General features: G+C 74.0%; 26 protein-coding genes and 1 pseudogene. 5 read left to right on the top strand and 22 right to left on the bottom strand.

Going from position 1 to position 23,065, the window contains the following annotated elements:
• Nucleotide 1: 1 nt before the first annotated feature.
• The 9 genes from trpB to ABZ449_RS29050 all read right to left on the bottom strand — a co-directional run bounded on the left by trpB (nt 2) and on the right by ABZ449_RS29050 (nt 7,351).
• On the bottom strand, nt 2-1,264 hold the full coding sequence (gene trpB, locus ABZ449_RS29090) for a tryptophan synthase subunit beta (protein WP_360351987.1): 1,263 nt from the start codon (nt 1,262-1,264) through the stop codon (nt 2-4).
• Between the two features lie 235 nt (nt 1,265-1,499).
• Nucleotides 1,500-2,306, bottom strand: a complete 807-nt coding sequence (trpC, locus tag ABZ449_RS29085; RefSeq protein WP_360351984.1) for an indole-3-glycerol phosphate synthase TrpC — start codon at nt 2,304-2,306, stop codon at nt 1,500-1,502.
• A 312-nt stretch (nt 2,307-2,618) separates the two neighbouring features.
• Nucleotides 2,619-3,059, bottom strand: coding sequence for a DUF2752 domain-containing protein (locus tag ABZ449_RS29080; protein WP_360351982.1), 441 nt, complete (start codon nt 3,057-3,059; stop codon nt 2,619-2,621).
• Nucleotides 3,060-3,160: 101 nt separating this feature from the next.
• A complete protein-coding gene (locus tag ABZ449_RS29075) occupies nt 3,161-3,427 on the bottom strand; it encodes an HGxxPAAW family protein (RefSeq protein WP_360351979.1) in 267 nt (88 codons plus the stop codon).
• Between the two features lie 136 nt (nt 3,428-3,563).
• Nucleotides 3,564-4,151: a TIGR02234 family membrane protein gene (locus ABZ449_RS29070; RefSeq protein WP_360351977.1), complete on the bottom strand. Its 588-nt coding sequence runs from the start codon at nt 4,149-4,151 to the stop codon at nt 3,564-3,566.
• 132 nt (nt 4,152-4,283) lie between these two features.
• Nucleotides 4,284-4,784 carry a Uma2 family endonuclease gene (locus ABZ449_RS29065; RefSeq protein WP_360351974.1) on the bottom strand — a complete coding sequence of 167 codons (501 nt, stop codon included), beginning with the start codon at nt 4,782-4,784 and terminating at the stop codon, nt 4,284-4,286.
• 20 nt (nt 4,785-4,804) lie between these two features.
• A complete protein-coding gene (locus ABZ449_RS29060) occupies nt 4,805-6,328 on the bottom strand; it encodes an anthranilate synthase component I (RefSeq protein WP_360351971.1) in 1,524 nt (507 codons plus the stop codon).
• A gap of 40 nt (nt 6,329-6,368) precedes the next feature.
• Nucleotides 6,369-6,740, bottom strand: coding sequence for a phosphoribosyl-AMP cyclohydrolase (gene hisI / locus ABZ449_RS29055; protein ID WP_360351968.1), 372 nt, complete (start codon nt 6,738-6,740; stop codon nt 6,369-6,371).
• 38 nt (nt 6,741-6,778) lie between these two features.
• Nucleotides 6,779-7,351: a hypothetical protein gene (locus tag ABZ449_RS29050; protein WP_360351965.1), complete on the bottom strand. Its 573-nt coding sequence runs from the start codon at nt 7,349-7,351 to the stop codon at nt 6,779-6,781.
• Nucleotides 7,352-7,751: 400 nt separating this feature from the next.
• Here ABZ449_RS29050 and ABZ449_RS29045 point away from each other — a divergent pair, with 400 nt between their 5' ends.
• Nucleotides 7,752-8,396: a TIGR03085 family metal-binding protein gene (locus tag ABZ449_RS29045; RefSeq protein WP_360351962.1), complete on the top strand. Its 645-nt coding sequence runs from the start codon at nt 7,752-7,754 to the stop codon at nt 8,394-8,396.
• Between the two features lie 54 nt (nt 8,397-8,450).
• On the opposite strand, the gene ABZ449_RS29040 is transcribed toward ABZ449_RS29045, so the two are convergent.
• Nucleotides 8,451-9,281: an alpha/beta hydrolase gene (locus ABZ449_RS29040; RefSeq protein ID WP_360351959.1), complete on the bottom strand. Its 831-nt coding sequence runs from the start codon at nt 9,279-9,281 to the stop codon at nt 8,451-8,453.
• Between the two features lie 203 nt (nt 9,282-9,484).
• On the opposite strand from ABZ449_RS29040, the gene ABZ449_RS29035 reads away from it, so the two are divergent.
• Nucleotides 9,485-10,261, top strand: a complete 777-nt coding sequence (locus tag ABZ449_RS29035) for a VOC family protein (RefSeq protein WP_360351956.1) — start codon at nt 9,485-9,487, stop codon at nt 10,259-10,261.
• 63 nt (nt 10,262-10,324) lie between these two features.
• On the opposite strand, the gene hisF is transcribed toward ABZ449_RS29035, so the two are convergent.
• From hisF to hisD, 8 genes are all read right to left on the bottom strand, one after another.
• Nucleotides 10,325-11,095: an imidazole glycerol phosphate synthase subunit HisF gene (gene hisF, locus ABZ449_RS29030; RefSeq protein WP_360351953.1), complete on the bottom strand. Its 771-nt coding sequence runs from the start codon at nt 11,093-11,095 to the stop codon at nt 10,325-10,327.
• Entirely contained in the window at nt 11,092-11,655 is a 564-nt protein-coding gene (locus ABZ449_RS29025; protein ID WP_360351950.1) for a Rid family hydrolase, read from the bottom strand. The genes hisF and ABZ449_RS29025 overlap by 4 nt, the downstream gene beginning before the upstream one ends.
• Nucleotides 11,652-12,377 carry a bifunctional 1-(5-phosphoribosyl)-5-((5-phosphoribosylamino)methylideneamino)imidazole-4-carboxamide isomerase/phosphoribosylanthranilate isomerase PriA gene (priA, locus tag ABZ449_RS29020; RefSeq protein WP_360352047.1) on the bottom strand — a complete coding sequence of 242 codons (726 nt, stop codon included), beginning with the start codon at nt 12,375-12,377 and terminating at the stop codon, nt 11,652-11,654. Before priA ends, ABZ449_RS29025 begins: the two co-directional genes overlap by 4 nt.
• Nucleotides 12,378-12,396: 19 nt before the next feature.
• Complete coding sequence (hisH, locus tag ABZ449_RS29015) at nt 12,397-13,032, bottom strand: imidazole glycerol phosphate synthase subunit HisH (RefSeq protein ID WP_360351947.1); 636 nt, start codon at nt 13,030-13,032, stop codon at nt 12,397-12,399.
• Between the two features lie 30 nt (nt 13,033-13,062).
• A complete protein-coding gene (locus ABZ449_RS29010; RefSeq protein WP_359828256.1) occupies nt 13,063-13,215 on the bottom strand; it encodes a hypothetical protein in 153 nt (50 codons plus the stop codon).
• Nucleotides 13,212-13,805, bottom strand: a complete 594-nt coding sequence (gene hisB / locus ABZ449_RS29005) for an imidazoleglycerol-phosphate dehydratase HisB (RefSeq protein ID WP_049650368.1) — start codon at nt 13,803-13,805, stop codon at nt 13,212-13,214. Before hisB ends, ABZ449_RS29010 begins: the two co-directional genes overlap by 4 nt.
• 6 nt (nt 13,806-13,811) lie before the next feature.
• On the bottom strand, nt 13,812-14,912 hold the full coding sequence (locus ABZ449_RS29000) for a histidinol-phosphate transaminase (RefSeq protein ID WP_360351944.1): 1,101 nt from the start codon (nt 14,910-14,912) through the stop codon (nt 13,812-13,814).
• A gap of 68 nt (nt 14,913-14,980) precedes the next feature.
• Entirely contained in the window at nt 14,981-16,306 is a 1,326-nt protein-coding gene (hisD, locus tag ABZ449_RS28995) for a histidinol dehydrogenase (protein WP_360351941.1), read from the bottom strand.
• Between the two features lie 91 nt (nt 16,307-16,397).
• Here hisD and ABZ449_RS28990 point away from each other — a divergent pair, with 91 nt between their 5' ends.
• The 3 genes from ABZ449_RS28990 (at nt 16,398) to ybaK (ending at nt 19,390) form a co-directional block, all read left to right on the top strand.
• Entirely contained in the window at nt 16,398-17,978 is a 1,581-nt protein-coding gene (locus ABZ449_RS28990; protein ID WP_360351938.1) for an oxidoreductase, read from the top strand.
• A 166-nt stretch (nt 17,979-18,144) separates the two neighbouring features.
• Entirely contained in the window at nt 18,145-18,873 is a 729-nt protein-coding gene (locus tag ABZ449_RS28985; RefSeq protein ID WP_360351935.1) for an LON peptidase substrate-binding domain-containing protein, read from the top strand.
• 22 nt (nt 18,874-18,895) lie between these two features.
• Nucleotides 18,896-19,390, top strand: a complete 495-nt coding sequence (ybaK, locus tag ABZ449_RS28980; protein ID WP_360351932.1) for a Cys-tRNA(Pro) deacylase — start codon at nt 18,896-18,898, stop codon at nt 19,388-19,390.
• Between the two features lie 60 nt (nt 19,391-19,450).
• Here the strand turns inward: ybaK and ABZ449_RS28975 are convergent, their stop codons facing one another.
• The 4 genes and pseudogenes from ABZ449_RS28975 to ABZ449_RS28960 form a co-directional block, all read right to left on the bottom strand.
• Entirely contained in the window at nt 19,451-20,248 is a 798-nt protein-coding gene (locus tag ABZ449_RS28975; RefSeq protein WP_360351929.1) for a hypothetical protein, read from the bottom strand.
• Between the two features lie 103 nt (nt 20,249-20,351).
• Nucleotides 20,352-21,155 (bottom strand): ABC transporter permease, encoded by an 804-nt coding sequence (locus tag ABZ449_RS28970; protein WP_360352044.1) that lies wholly within the window; start codon nt 21,153-21,155, stop codon nt 20,352-20,354.
• A 2-nt stretch (nt 21,156-21,157) separates the two neighbouring features.
• On the bottom strand, nt 21,158-22,156 hold the full coding sequence (locus ABZ449_RS28965; protein ID WP_360351926.1) for an ABC transporter ATP-binding protein: 999 nt from the start codon (nt 22,154-22,156) through the stop codon (nt 21,158-21,160).
• A 176-nt stretch (nt 22,157-22,332) separates the two neighbouring features.
• Nucleotides 22,333-23,065, bottom strand: a pseudogene (locus tag ABZ449_RS28960) (NYN domain-containing protein); the annotation flags it as partial.

Below are 23,065 nucleotides of genomic sequence, written 5' to 3'. Positions count from 1 at the left end.
ATCACTTACCCCCCTCGGCGGAGCCCTCGCCGGAGCCGCCGGCCTGCTCGTCGTACAGGCCGAAGTACTCAGCCGCGGTGTGCATGTCCTTGTCCCCGCGCCCCGACAGGGAGACCAGGATGGTCGCCTCCGGCCCGAGCTCGCGCCCCAGCTCCAGCGCCCCGGCGAGCGCGTGGGCGCTCTCGATGGCCGGGATGATCCCCTCGGTGCGGGACAGCAGCCGCAGCGCCTGCATCGCGGCGTCGTCCGTGACCGGCCGGTACTCCGCCCGCCCGGTGTCCTTCAGCCAGGCGTGCTCCGGCCCGACCCCCGGGTAGTCCAGCCCGGCCGAGATCGAGTGCGACTCGACGGTCTGCCCGTCCTCGTCCTGGAGGACGTACGTCCGGGAGCCGTGCAGCACCCCCGGGTCCCCCTTGGTGAGGGTGGCCGCGTGCCGGGGCGTCTCGGCGCCGTCACCCGCCGCCTCGCAGCCGATCAGGCGCACCCCGGCGTCCGGGATGAACTCGTGGAAGATCCCCATCGCGTTGGAGCCGCCGCCGACGCAGGCCACGACCGCGTCGGGCAGCCTGCCGGTCCGGTCGAGCACCTGCTGCCGCGCCTCGACGCCGATGATCCGGTGGAAGTCCCGGACCATCATCGGGAACGGGTGCGGCCCGGCGACGGTGCCGAACAGGTAGTGGGTGGAGTCGACGTTGGCGACCCAGTCCCGGAAGGCCTCGTTGATGGCGTCCTTGAGCGTCCGGCTGCCGGACTTGACGGCCACCACCTCGGCGCCGAGCATCCGCATCCGGGCGACGTTGAGCGCCTGGCGCTCGGTGTCGACCTCGCCCATGTAGATGGTGCAGTCGAAGCCGAACAGCGCGCAGGCGGTCGCGGTGGCCACGCCGTGCTGGCCGGCGCCGGTCTCGGCGATGATCCGGGTCTTGCCCATCCGCCGGGTGAGCAGCGCCTGGCCCAGCACGTTGTTGATCTTGTGCGAGCCGGTGTGGTTGAGGTCCTCGCGCTTGAGCAGGACGCGCGCGCCGCCCGCCTCGGCGGAGAAGCGGTGCACGTCGGTCAGCGGGCTCGGGCGCCCGGTGTAGTCCTTGAGCAGCGCGTCGAGCTCGGCGGCGAACGCCGGGTCGGCCTTGGCCTTCTCGTACTCCTCGGCGACCTGCTCGACCGCGGCGACCAGCGCCTCGGGGATGAAGCGGCCGCCGTACGCGCCGAAGTAGCCGCGCGCGTCCGGCACCTGGGCACCGGGCAGGTAGTCCTTCTCGGACATGGTGGTTTCCCTTGAACGGAGATGAACGACGATGACGTCTTCTCGGCCGGATCCAGCCGGGAGGCCGGACTGGATTCAGCCGGACGTCACGCGCCATCGCCGCCCCGGCACCTGCCCGGGCTCGCACCCGATGACGTACCGCACCCGACGCCCCAGCACCCGGCGTGCGGGTGCGCGGCAGCCGCGCGGGCGGCAACCGGGGGCGAGTCGGGCGGCGATCTTCATGGGGTCGGTGTCAGTCCTTGTGCCGGACGGCGGGGTGGGCCCCGGCGGCGACCAGGTCGGCGACCGCGGCGCGCGGGTCCTTGCCGGTCACCAGGGCTTCGCCGACGAGCACCGCGTCGGCACCGAGGTTGGCGTAGTTGATCACGTCCAGCGGGCCGCGCACACCGGACTCGGCGATCTTGACGATGCCGTCCGGGATGGTGTGGGCGATGTTCTCGAAGGTGTTGCGGTCCACTTCGAGCGTCTTGAGGTTGCGGGCGTTGACGCCGATGATCCGGGCGCCGGCGTCCACCGCGCGCTTGATCTCCTCCTCGTCGTGCACCTCCACCAGCGGGGTGAGGCCGATCGACTCGGCGCGCTCGATCAGCGACACCAGGGCCGGCTGGTCGAGGCCCGCGACGATCAGCAGCGCGAGGTCGGCGCCGTGCGCGCGGGCCTCCCACAGCTGGTAGGCGGTGACGATGAAGTCCTTGCGCAGCACCGGCGTCTCCACCGCTGCGCGGACGGCGTCCAGGTCGGCCAGCGACCCGCCGAAGCGGCGCCGCTCGGTCAGCACGCTGATCGCCGCGGCACCGCCGGCCGCGTAGTCGACCGCCAGGGCGGCCGGATCCGCGATCGAGGCCAGGGCGCCCTTGGACGGGCTGGAGCGCTTCACCTCGCAGATCACCCGGACCCCGTCGCCACGGAGGGCGGCGACGCCGTCCCTGGCCTCCGGGGCCCTGGCGGCGAGCTCCTTGAGCTCGTCCAGGGAGACCCGGGCCTGCCGCTCGGCGAGGTCCTCGCGGACCCCTTCGATGATCGAGTCGAGCACACTCACTCAGGAGCCCCCATCTTTTCTGCCAGTTGGTCGGCGCGAGCCGGCGGGCGACAGCCCATCGGCCCTTCGATGGTATCGGCACCCGGGGGCGGGGGGCGCATCGGTTCGAACCGCGTCTCGCCGACCGGACGCCTGCCCGGTCGGCCGCCAGCTGCGGTTTCGCCGGCCCCCACTTGTTTTCGGACGGCCTTCGTACTGGTTTTCGGACGGTCTTCGAGCCCGACGCGACCGGTGGCCGGGAAGCGACGGCCGATGGCGGAGAAGCGACGGCCGGGGCCTCGGCGGTCCCCGGGAGGCGCCGCGGTGCCCGGATCAGACCAGCGGCGGTGCCAGCCCCGCACCGATCGGCGAGTTGCGCACCACCGTGAACACCAGCACCAGCAGGGCGATCAGCGCCCAGCGCCGGGCCCCGACGGTGATCCTGGGCGGCGGCCCGCCGGTCAGCGCGGCCCAGCCCCAGCGCAGCCACACCACCGCCAGCACGCCGAACAGCAGGACGGCGACGGCGTTGTCGTGCAGGGCACCGGTGAGGTCCCCGTGGGTCAGCGCATGGACGCAGCGCAGCGCCCCGCAGCCGGGGCACCACCAGCCGGTGGCGGTCAGGAACGGGCAGTCGGGGTAGTGCCCGGGGGTGTTCGGGTCCACCACGGCGACGTACGCGGTGGGGACGGCCACCGCCGCCAGCGCGGTCAGCGGCGGGCTCAGCCGGCGCAGCACGGGCGGCGGGGCGGAGGCGGTGGGGGCGGAGGTCACGCCCCGATTCTGCCCGGGCCGGGCCCGGACACGACGAAACGGCGGGCGTGGCGCGCCCGCCGTTCCGATGTACGACAAACGTGTGGTGCTACGACCCGTCGTCAGGCGGCGGCGACGGCGGCACGGGCGTCGCGGGCCGCGACCTGCTCCTCGACCGTCTTGTAGACGTTGGTGCTGGGCTGCTGGCCCATGCCGGCGAGGGACATGGCCTTGCCGACCACGCCGCCGGCCAGGACGACCGCCAGGCCGACCCAGACGAGCAGCACCGACGGCAGGATCATCGCGACGCCCGCGACGCCGAAGCCGACGAAGGAGATGACGACGCCGGTCCAGGCGGCGGTGGTGTGGCCGTGTGCTGCTGCTGCCATCTGAGTGGTGCTCCTTGGCTCTCGGGGCCCGGCCGGGCCTGCGGGGCCGCCGGCGGGTTGACGGGTTCCATTGTGCCGGGCCACACACCGGTGACCCAAAGCGGGTGGTGGGTCTATCGCGTCACATGCGCGCAGCTCACACCGCGGTCGGGTCCTCGCCCCGGTCGAGGGCCTTCCACAGGTCCCCCGGCGTGTCCGTCTTCGCCGGGGCCTTGCGGGTCGGCGCCTCGTAGCGGCTGCCCATGGCGGGCCAGCCCCGGCCGTAGCGCAGGGTGAGCAGTCCGGCCAGGGCGAGCAGCAGCCCGCCGACCAGCGCGACCCAGGGCCAGGCGCTGTGCGCGACCTCGGTGGCCGTCGAGCCGGTCAGCGCCAGCTTGCGGGCGGCCTCGGCGTCCAGCGCGGCGGTGTCGCCCGCCCCGGCCACCGAGGCGGCGGCCACGCCGAGCCCGGCCAGCAGGGTCAGCGCGCCGACGGCCAGCCGTCCGACGCCGCGCACCGCGAACACCGCGACGGCCGCGGCGAGGCCCACCAGGGCCAGTCCGCCGGGCAGTTCGGAGATCCTGCCGCCGCTGACGGACACGTCCAGGGTGCCCGCCCGGCCCTCGGCCCAGGTCCGCCCGGCCGCGGTCAGCACCAGCACGGCGCTCAGCACGGTCAGCAGCAGCATCACGCCGAGGGTGCGGCGGCTGGGGTTGGCGGGGGCGGGGGTCTGCTCAGCGGTCACCCGTCCACTATCCCCCGGCCGACGCCCGGGCCCGTACCCGGGGGTGGGGAACGGCGCCGGGCGGGGCGGCGGCGGTCGGGCGGATCGGAAACGGATCGGGTGCGAGGGCGACGGCGAGGACGGGGAGGGACGTCAGGTCGGGAAGTCGTCCGTCCGCAGCACCACCGTGCGGCCGCCGAGCGGCAGGAACAGGTCGTTGCCGAACGGCACCCGCTCGGCCTCCCGGTACACCCCCTCGGGGGACGGCGCGGTGTGCACGGTGCAGACCGCCGCCGCCGGATCGACCACCACGTACAGCGGCACGCCGCTGCGCGCGTACGCCCTCGCCGCCTCCGCCAGGCCGGGCCGGGCCACCTCCAGCACCGCCTCGACCCCGGCCGCGGCGAACCGGCCCCGCCCGCCCCGCACCGCGTCCCGGGCGAGCACCGCCAGGTCCGGGGCGAGCACCGTGCCGGTGCCGGGGCCCTGGCCCGGCTGGGGTTCGGGTCCGGGTCCGGTGCCGCCGGGTACCGACGGGAAGTCGACCGCCACCCCGGACAGCACCCGGCCGTGCCCCGCCGGCTGCTCGCCGAGCTGTCCGGCGGCGCCGAGCACGACCGCCCAGCGCAGCTCGTCGTACGGCACCTCGGGCATCCCGGCCGCCTCCTCGCACCTCAGGACAGTTCCGGCCTCCGCAGCGTATTGGCGGTGGCGACGGCCCGCAGCACGGCGGCCGCCTTGTTGCGGCACTCGGTGTCCTCGCCGTGCGGGTCGGAGTCGGCGACCACGCCCGCGCCGGCCTGCACGTACGCGGTGCCGTCCCGCAGCACCGCGGTGCGGATCGCGATCGCCGTGTCCGAGTCGCCGGCGAAGTCCAGGTAGCCGACGCAACCGCCGTACAGGCCGCGGCGGGTGGGCTCCAGCTCCTCGATGATCCGCATCGCCCGGGGCTTGGGCGCGCCGGAGAGGGTGCCGGCCGGGAAGCAGGCGGTCAGCACGTCGAAGGCGGTGCGCCCCGGGGCGACCTTGCCGGTCACCGTCGAGACGATGTGCATCACGTGGCTGTAGCGCTCGATCTGCATGAAGTCGACCACCTCGACGCTGCCCGGCTCGCAGACCCGGCCGAGGTCGTTGCGGCCGAGGTCCACCAGCATCAGGTGCTCGGCCCGCTCCTTGGGGTCGGCGAGCAGCTCGGCGGCCAGGTCAGCGTCCTCGTGCGGGGTGGCGCCGCGGTGCCGGGTCCCGGCGATCGGGTGCAGCATCGCCTCGCCGTCGGTGACCTTGACCAGCGCCTCCGGGCTGGAGCCGACCACGTCGAAGCCGCCCTCGGCCCCGCCGTCCGGCCCGGGGAAGCGGAACAGGTACATGTACGGGCTGGGGTTGGTGCTGCGCAGCACGCGGTAGACGTCCAGCGCGGAGGCCGGGCAGGGCGCCTCGAAACGCTGCGAGGGCACCACCTGGAAGGCCTCGCCGGCCCGGATCCGCTCCTTGATCTCCTCCACCGCGGCCCGGTACGGCGCGCCGCCGAACGGCGAGTGCACCTCGCCGGGGCCGGCCGGGGTGAAGGTGGCCAGGCCCGGGTCGACCGGCTTGAACAGCTCGGCCTCCATGGCGTCCAGCCGGGCCACGGCGTCCGCCCAGGCCTCGTCCACGCCGCTGGCCAGGTCGTTGTGGTTGACGGCGTTGGCGATCAGCAGCACCGTGCCGTCGACGTGGTCGAGCACCGCGAGGTCGGTGGCGAGCAGCATGGTCAGCTCGGGCAGGCCCAGGTCGTCCGGGTTGAGGTCGGGCAGCTTCTCCAGCCGGCGGACGATGTCGTAGCCGAGGTAACCGACCAGGCCGCCGGTGAGCGGGGGCAGGCCGTCGTCCTCCCGGCGCGGGGTGTGCAGGGCCTGCAGGGCGGCGCGCAGCACCTCCAGCGGGTCGCCGGCGGTGGGGATGCCGACCGGCGGGGTGCCGAGCCAGCGGGCCCCGCCGTCCGGGCCGACGGTGAGCGTGGCGGCGCTGCGCACCCCGACGAAGGAGTAGCGCGACCAGCTGCGGCCCTGCTCGGCGGACTCCAGCAGGAAGGTGCCGGGCCGCTCCTCGGCGAGGCTGCGGTAGAGGCCGATCGGGGTGAGGCCGTCCGCGAGGAGCCTGCGGGTGACCGGGATGACCCGGGTGTCGACGGCGAGCTTGCGGAAGGCTTCGAGATCCATGCGGGGCGGCACCTTCTGGAGTTCCGTGGAGTGACTGGGGTCAGGACAGCGGGAGCACGTCGGCGTCGAAGCAGGTGCGGTCGCCGGTGTGGCAGGCCGCGCCGGTCTGGTCGACCTTCACCAGCAGGGTGTCGCCGTCGCAGTCCAGGGCCACCGACTTGACCGCCTGGACGTGGCCCGAGGTGTCGCCCTTCACCCAGTACTCGCGGCGGCTGCGGCTCCAGTAGGTGCAGCGGCCGGTGGTGAGGGTGCGGTGCAGTGCCTCGTCGTCCATCCAGCCGAGCATCAGCACCTCGCCGGTGTCGTACTGCTGGGCGACGGCCGGGATCAGGCCGTCCTCGGTGCGCTTGAGCCGCGCGGCGATCTCGGGGGCGAGGGCGGTGCTGCCGGGAGCGGCGGGTGTGGTGGACATGAGCCCATTGTGTCAGCCCGCCCCACCGCCCCCGGTCGTCACGGGCGCAGTTGCCCGGTGAGCTTGGGGCCGCCCTGCTTGTTGCCGGCGGTCAGGGTGCAGGTGTAGTCGCGCCAGCCCTGCTGGTAGTTGGCCATGGCCGGGCCGAACTGGCGGCCGTAGTAGGTCCTTCCGTCGCCCTGGCGGGCCTTGGCGGCGGCCTCGGCCTCCTTGCAGCCGTCCCGCATGGCGAGGGCGAGCGGGATGTCGCCGGTGATGCCGTCGGCGAGCTTGAGGTCGGCGATCACCTCCCCGTCGTGGTCCCCCGCGCAGGGGCGCTCCTCGGGCTTGGTGATCACCGGGCTCAGCTGCGGGTGGTCGAAGCAGGCGCCGACCGGGAAGAAGGCGTACGGCGGCTGCGGCTTGTCCGGGGTGGGCGTGGGGGTCGGTGTCGGCGTCGGGGTGGCCGTGGGCGTCGGCGGAGGCGGCGCGGCGGCCGGCTTCACGTCGTCCGGCCAGAGCACCGCGGTGGCCACCACCGCGAGCAGGACGACCAGCACGGCGGCGACGGTGAGGACCAGGCCGCGGGACGGGCGGGAGCCGGCTGCGGGCGGCTGCTGCTCGGAGGTCATGGCCACGAGGATGGCCCACCCGACCCCCACCTGACAGCCAGTTCGCCGAACTCACCCCGTCCGGGCTGCCGTCCGCACCTGCAACGATGCCGTGGGAGACGCCCTCAGAAGAACAAAAGCTATTCAGATGGACGGGATTCCGGTGCGGGCTCCCGGCATGCCGGGGGCCCGCACCGAACCAGCCACGCCTGGCTTCATTGCCCGGGGCAGGGTGCGGGCCGAGGCCTCGTCGAGTGGTGAGCGGCCGCCCGGACGCGGTACAGGCGGGGGCCGGCCGGGTGGACCGGGGTCATGACTGCGGAGCCTATCCGTAGGGTCATCGGAGGCGGACCGGTATCGAGGTGGCGGTGACTTCGGTTTCCGCACCGGGCTCCGCCGGTCGAGCGCCTAGGCTGACGGCATGTCGAACCACGCCCTCGCCGAACGTCACCGGCTCGCCCGACTGCTCGTCGCCGCCGGGCCGGACGCGCCCACGCTCTGTGCCGGGTGGACGACCCGGGACCTCGCCGCCCACCTGGTGGTGCGGGAGCGCCGGCCCGATGCGGCGCCCGGGATCCGGGTCGGGGCGCTGGCCGGGTGGACGCGGCGGGTGCAGGACGGGTACGCGGAGCGGCCGTACGAGGAGCTGGTGCGGCTGTTCCGGGCCGGGCCGCCGGTCTACTCGCCGTTCGCCCTGCCGGGTGTCGACGAGGCGGCGAACACCGTCGAGTACTTCGTCCACGCCGAGGACGTCCTGCGCGCGGCCGAGGACTGGACCCCGCAGCCCGTCCCGCCGGGCCGGGCCGAGGCGCTCTGGCGGCGCCTCCCGCTCATCGCCCGCCTGGAGGCCGGCCGCCGCTCGCCGGTCCGGCTCGTCCTCACCCACCCCGACGGCCGCTCCCTCACCGTCGGCCCGGCGGGCGCCTCCACCGTGCACCTCACCGGCGAACCCGCCGAACTCGTCCTCTTCACCTACGGCCGCGGCGCCCGGACCACCCTGGACGTCGACGGCACCCCGGACGCCGTCGAGGCCCTGCGCCACGTGCTGCCGCTGCCCCCGAGGTAGGGCGCACGGCGAGGTGCCCCCTCAGCGCGCCGAGGGGGCAGCGCCGGTGCGGGATCAGCCGAGGTCGCCGGCGACCGGGGCGAGGGCCCAGTCGAGGGCGAGGTCGGCGACGGCCTCCCAGCCGTCCTCGCCGCAGGTGTAGTGGCTGCGGCCGTCGAAGAGCTTGTACGCGGTGATCGCCCTGGAGTGCTTGGCGTTCTTCTCGTAGTTCTCGCGTTGCACCGCGGGCGGCAGGATGTGGTCGTGGCCGCCGGAGACGAACAGCAGCGGGGCCCGGTGGTCGTTGCCGAAGTCGTAGGCCGTCGCCGCGTTCGGGGTGAGGTTGGCGAAGCCGCCCTGGAAGAGGATGCGGCCGGAGACCGGGACGGCGTAGCGGTCGTAGACGGCCTTCGACTCCTCGGTGCTCAGGTTGTTGGTGAACGCGTAGTGGAACTCCTTCTCGGTGATCGGCACGGCGCGGCTCTTGTTGGCCGGGTTGTGCAGGACCGGGAAGGTCGCCTTGATCTCGCTGAACGGGAGCGCCAGCACGCCCTTCACGGCCGCGCCGTCGATGGACACCCCGGCCGCGCCGTGGCCGGCGTCGAGGAGGAGCTGGACGAAGGCTCCGCCGAACGAGTGGCCCATGATGATCGGCTTGGTGTCGAGCGCGCCGATGACCTCGGCGAGGTGGTCGAAGACCTCGCGCACGCCCATCCCCGCCAGGGGTGACGGGTCCCTGCGGAGCGCCTCGACGCCCTCCGGGCCCGGTTCGATGCCCGGGTAGCCGGGGGTGATCACCTTCAGGCCCCGCTGCTCGTAGCGGGTGACCCAGTGCTCCCACGACAGCGGCGTCATCCAGAGGCCGTGGATGAGGACGACCGTGTCCGCGGCTGCTGCGTTCTCCATCTGCCGGCTCCGAATCTCCAGGGGTGCGGTGGCCCTGTTCAAGCTAGCCCGGTCCGGGCGGCCCCGCGCGGCCCACCGGCCCCGTGCGTCCCACCGGCCCGGCCGCCTCCGGCTGCGGACGGCGGGGGCCGGGTGCAGACTCGCAGGTGGCCGGGGTCCCGCTCCGGGCAGGCCGGTCACTCTCCGTCGAAGGGCACCCGCACATGCTCACCACCGACTTCCCCATCGGTTCGCCCTGCTGGATCGACCTGGGCACCCCGGACATCCCCGCCACCGCCCGGTTCTACGGCCAGGTGTTCGGCTGGACCTTCCTGGAGGTCCCCGGGACCGGCGGCTACGGCTTCGTCCAGTCGAACGGCAGGACCGTCGGCGCCCTGGGCAATCTCGACGAGGGCGCGCGGTCCGCGTGGACGACGTACTTCCGCACCCGGGACGCGGACGCCACCGTCAAGGCCGCCGAGCAGGCCGGCGCCACCGTCCGGGTGCCGCCGACGGACGTCATGCAGGAGGGCCGGTTCGCGGCCCTCACCGACCCGACGGGCGCCGAGTTCGCCGTCTGGCAGGCCGGGAACACCACCGGGCTGGACCTCGTCTCGGAGGAGGGCGCGCTGGTCTGGTCCGAGCTGCACACCTCCGGCCAGGACATCGCCTTCGCCTTCTACGAGAAGCTCTTCGGCTGGCGGATGGAGAACTTCGAGCCGTCGCCGGGCATGACCTACCGGGTGCTCTCCACCGCCGAGGGCGACCAGCAGGCCACCAGCTTCGGCGGCATCGCCCCGACGATGTCCCCGGAGCAGCCGTCCGCCTGGACGCCGTACTTCGCCACCGAGGACGTGGACGCGGTGATCGCGAAGGCGACGGCGGCCGGCGGCTCGGTGCTGATGCCGGCCTCGGACGTGGAGAACGTCGGCCGACTCGCCTGGCTGGCGGACCCGAACGGTGCCCCGTTCGCACTGATCAAGGGCGAGCCGCAGGAGTAGCGAAGAGCGCGAAGGGCCCGCCGTCCGGAACCGGACGGCGGGCCCGAAAGCCGTACGAGACGATCAGCGCACCGGGTGGCCGGCCTCGCGCAGCGCGTCCTTGACCTCGCCGATCCGCAGGTCCCCGAAGTGGAACACGCTGGCGGCCAGCACCGCGTCCGCGCCCGCGTCGACGGCCGGCGCGAAGTCGGCGAGCTTGCCCGCGCCGCCGGAGGCGATCACCGGCACCGAGACGGCCTGGCGCACGGCCCGGATCATCTCCAGGTCGTAGCCGTCCTTGGTGCCGTCCGCGTCCATCGAGTTGAGCAGGATCTCGCCCGCGCCCAACTCGGCCGCGCGACCCGCCCATTCGACGGCGTCCAGGCCGGTGCCCTGGCGCCCGCCGTGGGTGGTGACCTCGAAGCCCGAAGGGGTCTCCACGCCGGCGGGGCAGCGCCGGGCGTCCACCGAGAGCACCAGGACCTGCCGCCCGAACCGCTGGGCGATCTCGCGGACCAGCTCCGGCCGGGCGATGGCCGCGGTGTTGACGCCGACCTTGTCGGCGCCGGCCCGCAGCAGCTGGTCGACGTCGTCGACGGCACGGATGCCGCCGCCCACCGTCAGCGGGATGAAGACCTGCTCGGCGGTGCGTCGGACCACGTCGTAGGTGGTCTCCCGGTCGCCGGAGGAGGCGGTGATGTCGAGGAAGGTCAACTCGTCGGCGCCTTCGGCGTCGTAGAGCTTGGCCATCTCGACCGGGTCGCCGGCGTCGCGCAGGTTCTGGAAGTTGACGCCCTTGACCACCCGCCCGGCGTCCACGTCCAGGCAGGGGATGACACGTACTGCGAGGGTCACGGCTGTTCGCCTTCCAGGGCTTCCGGAGCCTCCAGGGCTTCCAGGGTCTTTGCCAGCCCGGACCGGTACGCGTCGATCTCGACCTCGACCAGCATCCGGGAGTCGATCAGTCCGTCGACCACCACCATGGTGGCCACCGGGCGGGCGGCGTCGAAGAGTTCACGGTGGGCGCGGCCCACCTCCTCGGCGTCGCGGACGTGGGTGATGTACATCCGGGTGCGGACCACGTCGTCGGTGGTCAGACCGTACGCGGCCAGGGCCTTGAGCCCGACGCCGAACGCGGCGAGGGTCTGCCGGTACGGGTCGCCCTCGTGCTCGATCCGGCCGTCCACCCAGGCGGTGGAGCCGGCCACGTGCACGTGGTCGCCCGCGGCGACGGCCCGGGAGCAGCCGAACTCGTCCTCCCAGGGGGAGAACCCGCCGACCCGACCGCGCACGACGCCGCCGCGCGCGAGGCCGACACGCGCGACCTCGTCCCGCACGACCCCGCCCCGCGCGACCCCGCCCCGAGCGTCCTCGCCCCGCACGACCTCGCCGCGTACGATCCGACCGTCCGTCATCCGGAAACCGCCTCCAGGGCCTCTTCGAGGGTGAACTTCTGCTCGTAGAGTGCCTTGCCCACGATGGCGCCCTCGACACCCTCACCGACGAGCGAGGCGATGGCCCGCAGGTCGTCGAGCGAGGAGACGCCGCCGGAGGCGACCACGGGCTTGTCCGTCGCGGCGCAGACGTCGCGCAGCAGCTGGAGGTTGGGACCGGTCAGGGTGCCGTCCCGGTTGACGTCGGTGACGACGTAGCGGGCGCAGCCCTCCGCGTCGAGCCGCGCCAGCACGTCGAAGAGCTGGCCGCCGTCGCGGGTCCAGCCACGGCCGCGCAGGGTGGTGCCGACGACGTCCAGGCCGACGGCGATCCTGTCGCCGTGCTCGGCGATGGCCTTGGCGACCCACTCCGGGGCCTCCAGGGCTGCGGTGCCGAGGTTGACCCGGGTGCAGCCGGTGGCCAGCGCGCGGGCGAGCGACTCGTCGTCGCGGATGCCGCCGGACAGCTCGACCTTGACGTCCAGCCGTCCGGTGACCTCGCGCAGCAGCTCGTAGTTGGAGCCGGTGCCGAAGGCGGCGTCGAGGTCGACCAGGTGCAGCCACTCGGCGCCGGCGTTCTGCCAGGCGAGGGCGGCGGCGAGCGGCTCGCCGAAGGAGGTCTCGGTGCCGGAGGCACCCTTGACCAGGCGGACGGCCTGGCCGTCGCGGACATCGACGGCGGGCAGCAGTTCGAGGCTCATCAGAGATCCAACTCTCGGAAAGTCAGAGGGTGTTGACCCAGTTGGTCAGCAGGGCGGCGCCGGCGTCGCCGGACTTCTCGGGGTGGAACTGGGTGGCCCACAGCGGGCCGTTCTCGACGGCCGCGACGAACGGCTGCCCGTGGGTGGCCCAGGTGACCAGCGGCGGGTTGATCCGCGCGCTGTGGGCCTCCAGTTCCCAGTGCCGCACCCCGTAGGAGTGCACGAAGTAGAAGCGGGTCTGCGGGTCGAGGCCGGCGAACATCCGGCTCTCCTCGGGCGCGTCCACGGTGTTCCAGCCCATGTGCGGGACGACGGGGGCCTCCAGCGGCTCCACGGTGCCCGGCCACTCGTCACAGCCGGCCGTCTCCACGCCGTGCTCGACCCCCTTCTCGAAGAGGATCTGCATGCCGACGCAGATGCCCATGACCGGTCGGCCCCCGGCGAGCCGGCGGCCGATGATCCAGTCCCCGCGGACGGACTTGAGTCCGCGCATGCAGGCCTCGAAGGCGCCCACCCCGGGGACGAGCAGGCCGTCCGCGGCCATCGCGGTGTCGTAGTCGGAGCTGACCGTGACGTCCGCTCCGGTCCGCTCCAGGGCGCGCTGCGCCGAGCGGAGGTTGCCGGAGCCGTAGTCGAGGACGACGACGTTCTTGCCCATGTTCAGGTGTCCAGTCTCTCTACGGCGGGTCTACAGGCGCATGAGGCCGGAGGCCAGGCACATCACGGAGCCGAAGGCGAGCACCAGGATGACGCTCTTCGAGTGCTTCTGCTTCCAGAAGGAGATGACTCCGCCGGCCAGGAAGAGGCCGACGAAGATGAGGATCATCGCGGTATTGCTCACAGCGCACCCTTGGTCGACGGAAGGATTCCGGCCGCGCGCGGGTCGCGCTCGGCGGCGTAGCGCAGCGCCCGGGCGAGCGCCTTGAACTGGCATTCCACGATGTGGTGCGCGTTGCGCCCGTACGGCACGTGGACGTGCAGCGCGATCTGCGCCTGGGCCACGAAGGACTCCAGGATGTGCCGGGTCATCGTGGTGTCGTACGAGCCGATCATCGGTGCGATGCCCTCGGGCTCGGTGTGCACCAGGTACGGCCGGCCGGAGAGGTCCACGGTGACCTGGGCGAGCGACTCGTCCAGCGGCACCGTGCAGTTGCCGAAGCGGTAGATGCCCACCTTGTCGCCGAGCGCCTGCTTGAAGGCGGCGCCGAGCGCGAGGGCGGTGTCCTCGATGGTGTGGTGGGTGTCGATGTGCAGGTCGCCGTCGGTCTTGACGGTGAGGTCGAACAGGCCGTGCCGGCCGAGCTGGTCGAGCATGTGGTCGTAGAAGCCGACGCCCGTGGAGATGTCGGTCCTCCCGGTGCCGTCGAGGTCTATCTCGACCAGGACCGAGGTCTCCTTGGTGGTGCGCTCGACGCGTCCGATGCGGGACATGGGGGGTTACAGCTCCTTGATCACATTGCGGACGGCGGCCAGGAAGGCGTCGTTCTCGGCGGGCGTGCCGGCGGTGACGCGCAGCCACCCCGGGACGCCGTTGTCGCGGACCAGGACCCCCTGGTCGAGGATGGCCCGCCACACCGCGTGGGTGTCGGCGAAGCGGCCGAACTGGACGAAGTTGGCGTCCGAGTCGGTGACCTCCAGGCCCATCCCCCGCAGTGCGTCGACCAGCCGGTCGCGCTCCTCCTTGAGCCGCCCGACGTACCCGAGCAGGGTGTCGGTGTGCTCCAGGCAGGCCAGCGCGGTGGCCTGGGTGACGGCCGACAGGTGGTACGGCAGGCGCACCAGCTGCACCGCGTCCACCACGGCCGGGTCGGCGGCCAGGTAGCCCAGGCGCAGCCCGGCCGCGCCGAAGGCCTTGGACATGGTGCGGCTGACCACCAGGTCGGGGCGGCCCTCGATCAGCGGCAGCAGCGAGGCGCGGTGCGAGAACTCGACGTACGCCTCGTCCACCACCACCAGGCTGGGCCGGGCGGCCTGCGCGGCGTCGTACAGCCGCAGCACGGTGTCGGCGTCCACGGCGGTGCCGGTCGGGTTGTTGGGCGAGCAGACGAAGACCACGTTCGGCCGGTGCTCGGCGATGGCGGCGACGGCGGCGTCCACGTCGATGGTGAAGTCGTCGTTGCGCGGCCCGGAGATCCAGTCGGTGCCGGTGCCGCGGGAGATCAGCGCGTGCATCGAGTACGAGGGCTCGAAGCCGAGGGCGCTGCGGCCGGGGCCGCCGAAGGTCTGCAGCAGCTGCTGGAGCACCTCGTTGGATCCGTTGGCCGCCCACACCTGCTCACGCCGGACGGGGAAGCCGGTGGTCTTCGCGAGGTAACCGGCGAGGCCCTCGCGCAGCTCGACCGCGTCCCGGTCGGGGTAGCGGTTCAGCCCGCGGGCGGCCTCGGCGACGCGCTCGGCGATCCGGGCGACGAGCTCCTCGGGCAGCGGGTACGGGTTCTCGTTGGTGTTCAGCTGGACGGGCACGTCCAGCTGCGGCGCGCCGTACGGGGACTGGCCGCGCAGCTCGTCCCGGATCGGCAGGTCGTCGATGCGGGTCACCGGGATCACCGGGGTCACCGGGGTCGAAGCGGCGGTCGAAGCGGTCGAAGGAGAAGGAGTCGAAGGAGTCACGAGCCGGGAACCGTCCAGTCGAAGCGGGCCTTGATCGCGTCCCCGTGCCCCGGCAGGTCCTCGGCGTTCGCCAGGGTGACCACGTGCGCGGCGACGTCCGCCAGCGCCTCCCGGTCGTACTCGACGACCTGGACGCTGCGCAGGAAGGTCTGCACCGACAGCCCGGAGGAGTGGCAGGCGCAGCCGCCGGTCGGCAGCACGTGGTTGGAGCCGGCCGCGTAGTCGCCCAGCGACACCGGGGTCCAGCGGCCGATGAAGATCGCGCCGGCGTTGACCACCCGGGCCGCCACGGCGTGCGGGTCGCGGGTCTGGATCTCCAGGTGCTCGGCCGCGTACGCGTTGACCACGGCGAGGCCCTGCTCCAGGTCGTCGACCAGGATGATGCCGGACTGCTTGCCGCCCAGCGCCTCGGCCACCCGCTCGCCGTGCTTGGTCCTCGCGACCTGCACGGCCAGCTCGGCCTCGACCGCGTCGGCCAGCGCCGGGGAGTCGGTGACCAGCACCGAGCCGGAGGTCGGGCCGTGCTCGGCCTGGCTGATCAGGTCGGCGGCGACGTCGGACGCCAGCGCGCTGTCGTCGGCGAGGACGGCGATCTCGGTCGGGCCGGCCTCGGAGTCGATGCCGATCCGGCCGGCGAAGTAGCGCTTGGCGGCGGCCACGTAGATGTTGCCCGGGCCGGTGACCATGTTCACCGGCGCGCACTCCTCGGTGCCGAGGGCGAACATCGCGACCGCCTGGGCCCCGCCGACGCTGTAGACCTCGTCCACACCGAGCAGGGCGCAGGCCGCCAGGATGGTCGGGTGGACGCGGCCACCGCCCCACTCACTGTTGAAAGGGGCCTTCTGCGGCGGCGAGGTGACCGCGATGCCCTTGACGCCGGCCTCCTGGGCCGGCACCACGTTCATCACCACGGAGGACGGGTAGACCGCCAGACCGCCGGGCACGTACAGGCCGACCCGCTCGACCGGCACCCAGCGCTGGGTGACCGTGCCGCCCGGCACCACCTGGGTGGTGTGCCCGGTGCGCCGCTGGTCGGCGTGCACGGCGCGGGCCCGGCGGATCGACTCCTCCAGCGCGGCGCGGACCTTCGGGTCCAGCGTCTCCAGCGCCGCGGTCAGCTGCTCGGCCGGGACCCGGGTCGACTCCAGCCGGACGCCGTCGAAGCGTTCGGTGATCTCGATCAGCGCCGCGACCCCGCGATGGCGTACGTCCTCGGCGATCGGCCGCACCTTCTCCAGGGCGGCCGCCACGTCGAACTCGGCACGGGGCAGCAGGTCACGCGGGTCGTCGAGCGAGCCGCGGAGGTCGATTCGAGAGATCACGCCATCCAGTGTAAGGAGTGGCCGGAACCGCTGGCCCCGCATTTCAGTCCGTGATACGAAAGGCGAGACGACCGGGGGGACGGGGAAAACGATGGCGGAGCGCGCTCCGGAGAGCTGGACCGAGACCGAACGCGCGCTCTGGGAGGCCTACCACCAGGGCGAGATCCTGGACCTCCGCAGTGGTGACGCCGCCACCGACGACGCCTTCGGCGACGCCGTCTGGGGCCCGGAACGCACCGTCCGCGCCGAGGCACTCGCCCACCTGCTGCTGGTCCGTCCGGAGCCGGCGCCCGGGCGGGTCGCCTCGCTGCGCCTCAGCGGCGTCCTGGTCACCGGCGCGCTCAACCTGGCCGGCGCGGCCATCGGCGACTACGTCGAGCTCCGCGACTGCCGTTTCGAGCACAAGGTCCTCATCTCCGAGGCGGCGGTCTCCACGCTGCGCTTCGTGAAGTGCCTGATCCCCCGCCTGGAGGCCTCCCGGCTCTCCACCACCGGCGACCTCCACCTGGCCCGCTGCCGCCTCCCCGACGGCATCCGGCTCACCGACGCCCGGATCGGCACCGACCTGCTGCTCAACCAGACCCTGGTCGGCGGCGACCGCCACGGCCGCGCCGTCTCCGCCGACGGGATCAGCGTCAACCAGGACTTCGAGGCCGAACGCCTGGAAACCCTGGGCGAGTTGAGCATACGCACCGCCCGGATAGGCGGCCGGCTCTCGCTGCGCGGCGCCCAGCTGCGCGCCGTCCCGGACAAGAACCGCATCTGCCTCAACGCCGTCCGGGTCAGCGTCGGCCACACCCTGTACCTGACCGGCTCCGCCGACCTCGGCTGGGTCGGCTCGCGCGGCTACTACGGCTCCGGCTACGGCGAGTACCCGCCGCCCGACGGCCCGGTCACCCCGTTCCGCGCCTGGGGCCAGGTCCGCCTCTCCGACTCCCGCTTCGACGGCGCCTGCCTGATCTCCGGCGAATTCCACCTGGAGGGTGACGACGAGCTCTCGCTGCGCCGCATCCACACCCCCGAGCTGCGCTTCACCTGCAAGGTCCGCCCGACCGGCACCGTCTCGCTCTCCCGGGCCCGGGTCGGCAACCTGGTCGACACCCCGACGGCCTGGCCGCTCGGCAAGCACCTGGGCCTCACCGGCTTCGTCTACGAGAACCTCCGCCCGGTCGACCCGTTCCCCATCCAGCGGCGGATCGCCTGGCTGGAGGGCTCCGCGGTGGACTTCCAGCCGGAGTCCTACGAGCAGCTGGCCGCCGCCCTGCGCCGCGACGGCGCCGACGACGACGCCCGCGAGGTGCTGTACGCCAAGCAGCGCCGGCGCCGGCGCACCCTGCCGCTGCCCGCCCGGGTCTGGGGCGCCGTCCAGGACGCCACCGTCGGCTACGGCTACCGGCCCGGCCGGGCGGGCCTGTGGCTGCTGCTCGCCTGGATCCTCGGCAGCCTCTGGTTCGCCACCCACCCGTTGGAGCCGCTCAAGGCCGACGAGCGCCCGCACTGGAACCCGGTGCTGTACACCCTCAACCAGCTGCTGCCGATCGTGGACCTCAACCAGGGCGGCTGGAACCCCGGCGGCGTCAGCCAGTGGCTCTCCGCCGGGCTGGTCGTGATCGGCTGGTTGCTCGCCTCCACGGTCGTGGCCGGCGCCACCAGGATGCTCCAGCGCGGCTGAGCCGGCGGTCGGTCGGCGGCCCGTCGACCGAAGGCGCCGGCCCGTCGACCGGAAGGCGCCGGGCCATCGGCCGGAAGGCGGCGGGCCCGGTCGAGCGGGCCCGCCGACCGGCCGACCCCGATAACCGTGCGACAAGGCCCCCGTTCGGGGAACTACGCTGTCCGCCGTGACAGAACGGCTGCCGCTCTTCCCGCTGAACACCGTGCTCTACCCGGGCCTGGTGCTGCCCCTGAACGTCTTCGAGGAGCGCTACCGCCGTCTCGTCGCCGACCTGCTCGAACAGTCCGAGGACACCCCCCGGCGGTTCGGCGTGCTCGCGATCAGGGACGGCCGGGAGGTCGCCCCGGTCAGACCCGAGGAGGGCCCGGCCGGTCCGCTGGACGGTCTGGGCACCGTCACCGGGGACCCGCTGGAGGCGATGTTCCACATCGGCTGCGTCGCCGACATCGCCTCGGTCGAGCACCGGCCGGACGGCCGCTACGAGCTGCTGGTCACCGGCACCACCCGTTTCCGGCTGCGCTCGGCGGACGTCTCCGGCCCGTACCTGACCGGTGAGATCGAGCCGATCGAGGAGCGCCCCGGCGAGGGCTCTGGCGCGCTGGCCTCCGAGGTCGAGCGGGCGTTCCGGGTCTACCAGAAGCGCCTGGCCGGCGCCCGCGAGGCCAGCACCGTCGGTCACCAGGACCTCCCGGACGACCCGCAGGTGCTCTCCTACCTGGTCGCCGCCGCCTCGGTGTTCGAGACCCCGGTCAAGCAGCGGCTGCTCGCCTGCCCGGACAACGCCCAGCGGCTGCGCACCGAACTCGACCTGCTGCGCCGCGAGACGGCCGTCCTCAGCTGGCTGCCCTCGCTGCCCGCCGCCGACCTCACCCGCCAGCGCTTCAGCCCCAACTGACCGAGGATCCCGAGGACCCGACATGGCCAAGAAGCCCCGGAAGGGCGGCCAGGGCACGCCCGCCACCGTCGCCCTGGAAGCCGCCGCCGTCCCGTTCACCGTGCACGCCTACGACCACGACCCGGCCGCCGCCTCCTACGGCGGCGAGGCCGCGGAGGTCCTCGGCATCTCTCCCGAGCGGGTCTTCAAGACGCTGGTCGCCGACGTGGACGGCACCCTCACCGTCGGCGTGGTCCCGGTCGCCGGCCAGCTCGACCTCAAGGCCCTGGCGGCGGCCGTCGGCGGCAAGCGCGCCGCCATGGCCGACCCGGCCGCCGCCGAGCGCAGCAGCGGCTACGTCCTCGGCGGCATCTCCCCGCTGGGCCAGCGCCGCCCGCTGCGGACCGTGATCGACGCCAGCGCGCTCGGCCACCCCACGGTCTACGTCTCGGCGGGCCGCCGGGGCCTCGAAGTCGAGCTGGCCCCCGCCGACCTCATCACCCTCACCGAGGCCCGCACCGCCCCCATCGCCCGCTGAGCCCGCCGAACGCACCCCGCGCCCGCAGGACTCCGGGGGCGCGGGGGGCGGGCGCGCGCGTCAGTGCCCCGTACCGCTCCCCGGCTCCGGTTCCGTCCCCGTCCCCGTCCCGGGGAGCGGCCCGGCCCATGGCCCCGTCGGCGCCCCCGCCGACGGCGCCCCCAGCGGCGACTGCGCGACCGGCGCCCAGTACGGCGGCGGGTCCTCCTCCCGCTTCCCGAACGCCGCCGAGAGCAGGAGCAGCACCACCATCGCCGCCATCGGCCAGACCAGCAGCGCCCCCAGCGCCCCCAGGTCGATGCTCGCGTCGAAGTGCCCGCCGTTGCCGACCCGCCGGGCCTCGCCGATCAGGTCGTTGCCCGGCCCGAGCCGGCGCCCGATCCGCCAGGCCCCGATCGATCCGAGCAGCCCGCCGATGGTCAGCCCCAGCGCGACCGCGATGCCGCCGCCGCGCCTGCGGGTGACCAGGAAGGCCCCGAGCGCGGTCAGGATCCCCGCACCCAGGCCGATGAGCACGAACACCGCGTCGGCCCCGGCCCGCTGCTCCCCCTCGGGGTCGGCGTAGAGGATGCGGTCCCCGTCCACCACCAGCGGCACCTTCGGCGCCAGCCAGGCCCACAGCCCGGCCGCCACCACACCGGCCACCAGACAGGCGATCACGACACCCGCTCCGACCCGCGCCTCCGGCAGCAGCCGCTGCCCCAGCGGGGTCGTCGTCCCGTGTCCGAGGGCGGTGGCCCCGTGCGGCGGCGCGAACGGGTCGGAGGCTGCGGCCGGCACCGCCTGCACGTCGCGCCCGGCGTGCACCTCGTGCACGTCGGCGGGGGCGGGATCCGGAGGTGTGTTCGGTACGGTCACAGGCCCCATCGTGTCACGACGGCCACTCGAACGACCCACCACCGTACCGACCGCTGTACCGACCGCCCGCACCCGCCGGACCCGGCCACCGCCATCGGGTGCCCTACCGGGAGACCGCCCGCCGGTACGCCCAGGTGGCGACGGCCAGCGACACCACGCCCACCCCCGCGCAGACCGCCAGGTCCCCGAGCACCAGCGCCCAGTCCGGATCCGGCGCGAAGGTCCGCGCGAAGGCGTCCACCCCGTACGTGGACGGCAGCAGGGCCCGCAGCCACTGCACCGGCTGCGGCAGGTGGTCCACCGGCAGCACGCCCAGCAGCAGCGCGGCCGACATCCCGAGCTGCCCGAGCATCGTCGCGATCTCCTGGCGCGGCGCCAGCAGCCCGCAGGCCGCTCCCAGCCCGGACAGCGCGGCCCCGGACAGCGGCACGACCGCCAGCAGCACCCACAGCTGCCCGAGCGGCAGCCCGAAGGTCACCGCCCCGAACACCGCCGTGACCAGCGTCCCGGGCAGGGTGAAGGAGGCGTACGCGCCGGCCGCCCCCAGCACCACCGAGGCGGCCGGCACCGGCAGCGTCGCGTAGTGGTCGAGCCCGCCGGTGGCGCGCAGCTTCCCGAAGTACTGGGCGAGCAGGTTCAGCGCGACGAAGGCCACCACCAGCACGCTCGACCCGGCGACCACCGACCGCGCCTCCGAGGTCTGCCCGGCGTCCACCACGCCCCGCATCATCACCAGGATGCCCAGGGACTGGAAGGTGGCCACGAACAGCAGCGGGATGCGCGCCACCCGCGCCCGGGCGAGCTGCGCCCGGTACACGGCCGCGAGCGCCGGCAGCAGCCTGGCCGCGGGGGCGAGCGGAGCGGGGGCGGCCGTGGACCGGTCGGTCCGCGGGGGCACCGAGAGCAGCGTCACTTGGCCAGTCCTCCGTGGCGGCCGCCCAGCTTGAGGTACGCGTCCTCAAGGCTCGGGGTGGCGAGGGTGAAGTCGTCGAGGGCGGCGAAGGCCGGGCCGGTGGTGACGGCGGCGACCAGTTCGCGGGCCTGCTCGGGGGTGGTGCGGACGGTCCAGCGGCGGCCGGTGCACTCGGCCCGCTCGCGCAGCGCTGCGACGGCGGGCACCCCGAGCGGCGCCTCGTCCCGCCAGACCAGGTCGAGCCGGACGTCGCCGTCCACCAGTGCCTTGAGCCCGCCGGGCGTGTCGCAGGCGATCACCCGGCCGTCGTCCACCACGGCGACCCGGTCGAGCACCGTCTCCGCCTCGATCACGTTGTGGGTGACCAGCAGCACCGTCGTCCCGCGCTCGGCGCGCCGCCGGTCCACGGCGCTCCACACGGCCCGCCGGGCGACGGGGTCCATGCCGGTGGTCGGCTCGTCCAGGACGAGCAGCGGCCGGTCCCCCACCAGGGTGGCCGCGAAGCAGGCGAGCCGCCGCTGTCCGCCGGACAGCTTGGCGAGCGGCCGGGTGGCGATCGGCTCCAGGCCGAGCTCCGCCAGCACGTCCGCGGCCGCGTCGCGGGCCTGCGCCCGGGTGAGTCCGCGCAGCCGCCCGGTGGTCTCGGCGGCGAGCGCCACCGTCAGCTCGTCCAGCGCGGTGGACTCCTGCCCGAGGTAGCCGAGCAGCCGGGCGGCCCGCTCGGGGTGCCGCACGATGTCGTGGCCGAAGAGTTCGACGGATCCCGAGTCGGGGCGCAGCAGTCCGGTGAGCTGGCGCACCAGCGTCGACTTCCCGGCTCCGTTGGGCCCGAGCAGTCCGAAGATCTCGCCCGTACGGACGGTGAGGCTGATCCCGTCGTTGGCCCGGATCTCGGTGGCGGCGGCGCCGCGGCCGCTGCGGTAGGTCCTGACCAGGTCGCGCACGACGGCGCACGGCTGGGGTTCCTCGGGTGCTCGCCCGGCCGTCTCGTTCACGACCGAAGACTCTACGCGCTCGTACGGGCGAACCGGACAACGGGGCCCTACCGGCCCCCGGGCCGCCGACCGGTCGGCCCAGTCGTCGGCTCGGTTCCCTCACCGGGGCGCTTCGACGGGCGGTTCCGCGGGCGGCCCGACCCTCGGCCCGACCCCGGCCCGACCGTCCGCCCGGCTCAGTCGTCGACGACCATCGACCCGCCCGGCACCCTGGCCGCCAGTTCCTTCCAGAACCCGGCCCGGATGGCGTAGCGGTCGTGCTCGTCGATCTGGTCGTCCTTGTGCGCCAGCAGCCCGAAGCGGGCGGCGTAGCGCAGCAGTTCGCCGTCCACCCGGTGCGGGATGCGCGGGTAGTCGGGCCAGAGCACGGTGAGTCTCTCGCCGTCGCCGACGCGTTCGCTCCAGCGGCGGGCGAAGACCTGCCCGACTTCGTGGGCGTCGCCGCCGATGGAGGTGATGTCCTCCTCGCGGTCGGCCCAGCGCTGCTCGGCGGTGGTGAGCTGGGCGAGGGTGGGCAGGCTGTCGCCGGCGGTGACGGCGGGCTCCGGGGCGGGCCGGTCCACCCAGCCGCGGTCGGAGGACCACCGCAGCACCGGCCCGGCCTGCGCGACGGCCCCGGACCCGTTGGCGCCGTGCCCGTTCGCGGCGTGCCCGTTCGCGCCGTGGCCGTTGACCGCGTGGCCGTTGGCGCCGTGGCCGTTGGCGCCGTTCGCGACCGGGGTGATCGGGGTGATCGGGGTGACGGAGGAGGCCCGCCCGGCCAGGTCCTTCGGCGTCGGGACGACCTTGAGCGCGGCCGCGGCCGGCTGGGGCCGTCCGTCGGCGGGGTGGGGGACCCCCCCATCCGGAGGCGGCGCGCGGAGCGTACAGGGGGGGGGTTGGAAAGATGGTGCATGTAGGGGGGTTAGT

The sequence above is a fragment of the Kitasatospora sp. NPDC005856 genome (assembly GCF_040629945.1).
GTDB lineage: Bacteria > Actinomycetota > Actinomycetes > Streptomycetales > Streptomycetaceae > Kitasatospora.
The sequence above is the reverse complement of the archived record's forward strand: the minus strand, read 5'-3'. Positions and strand labels throughout refer to the sequence as shown.

Coding starts and splice junctions, on each gene's coding strand:
- hisH (WP_360351947.1), bottom strand. CDS start 13,032: ATGGGCAAGAACGTCGTCGTCCTCGACTACGGCTCCGGCAACCTCCGC.
- ABZ449_RS29040 (WP_360351959.1), bottom strand. CDS start 9,281: ATGGAGAACGCAGCAGCCGCGGACACGGTCGTCCTCATCCACGGCCTC.
- ABZ449_RS29035 (WP_360351956.1), top strand. CDS start 9,485: ATGCTCACCACCGACTTCCCCATCGGTTCGCCCTGCTGGATCGACCTG.
- ABZ449_RS29045 (WP_360351962.1), top strand. CDS start 7,752: ATGTCGAACCACGCCCTCGCCGAACGTCACCGGCTCGCCCGACTGCTC.
- ABZ449_RS28990 (WP_360351938.1), top strand. CDS start 16,398: ATGGCGGAGCGCGCTCCGGAGAGCTGGACCGAGACCGAACGCGCGCTC.
- ybaK (WP_360351932.1), top strand. CDS start 18,896: ATGGCCAAGAAGCCCCGGAAGGGCGGCCAGGGCACGCCCGCCACCGTC.
- hisI (WP_360351968.1), bottom strand. CDS start 6,740: ATGTCCACCACACCCGCCGCTCCCGGCAGCACCGCCCTCGCCCCCGAG.
- ABZ449_RS29075 (WP_360351979.1), bottom strand. CDS start 3,427: ATGGCAGCAGCAGCACACGGCCACACCACCGCCGCCTGGACCGGCGTC.
- ABZ449_RS29025 (WP_360351950.1), bottom strand. CDS start 11,655: ATGACGGACGGTCGGATCGTACGCGGCGAGGTCGTGCGGGGCGAGGAC.
- ABZ449_RS29060 (WP_360351971.1), bottom strand. CDS start 6,328: ATGGATCTCGAAGCCTTCCGCAAGCTCGCCGTCGACACCCGGGTCATC.
- hisB (WP_049650368.1), bottom strand. CDS start 13,805: ATGTCCCGCATCGGACGCGTCGAGCGCACCACCAAGGAGACCTCGGTC.
- ABZ449_RS29050 (WP_360351965.1), bottom strand. CDS start 7,351: ATGACCTCCGAGCAGCAGCCGCCCGCAGCCGGCTCCCGCCCGTCCCGC.
- ABZ449_RS29065 (WP_360351974.1), bottom strand. CDS start 4,784: ATGCCCGAGGTGCCGTACGACGAGCTGCGCTGGGCGGTCGTGCTCGGC.
- trpB (WP_360351987.1), bottom strand. CDS start 1,264: ATGTCCGAGAAGGACTACCTGCCCGGTGCCCAGGTGCCGGACGCGCGC.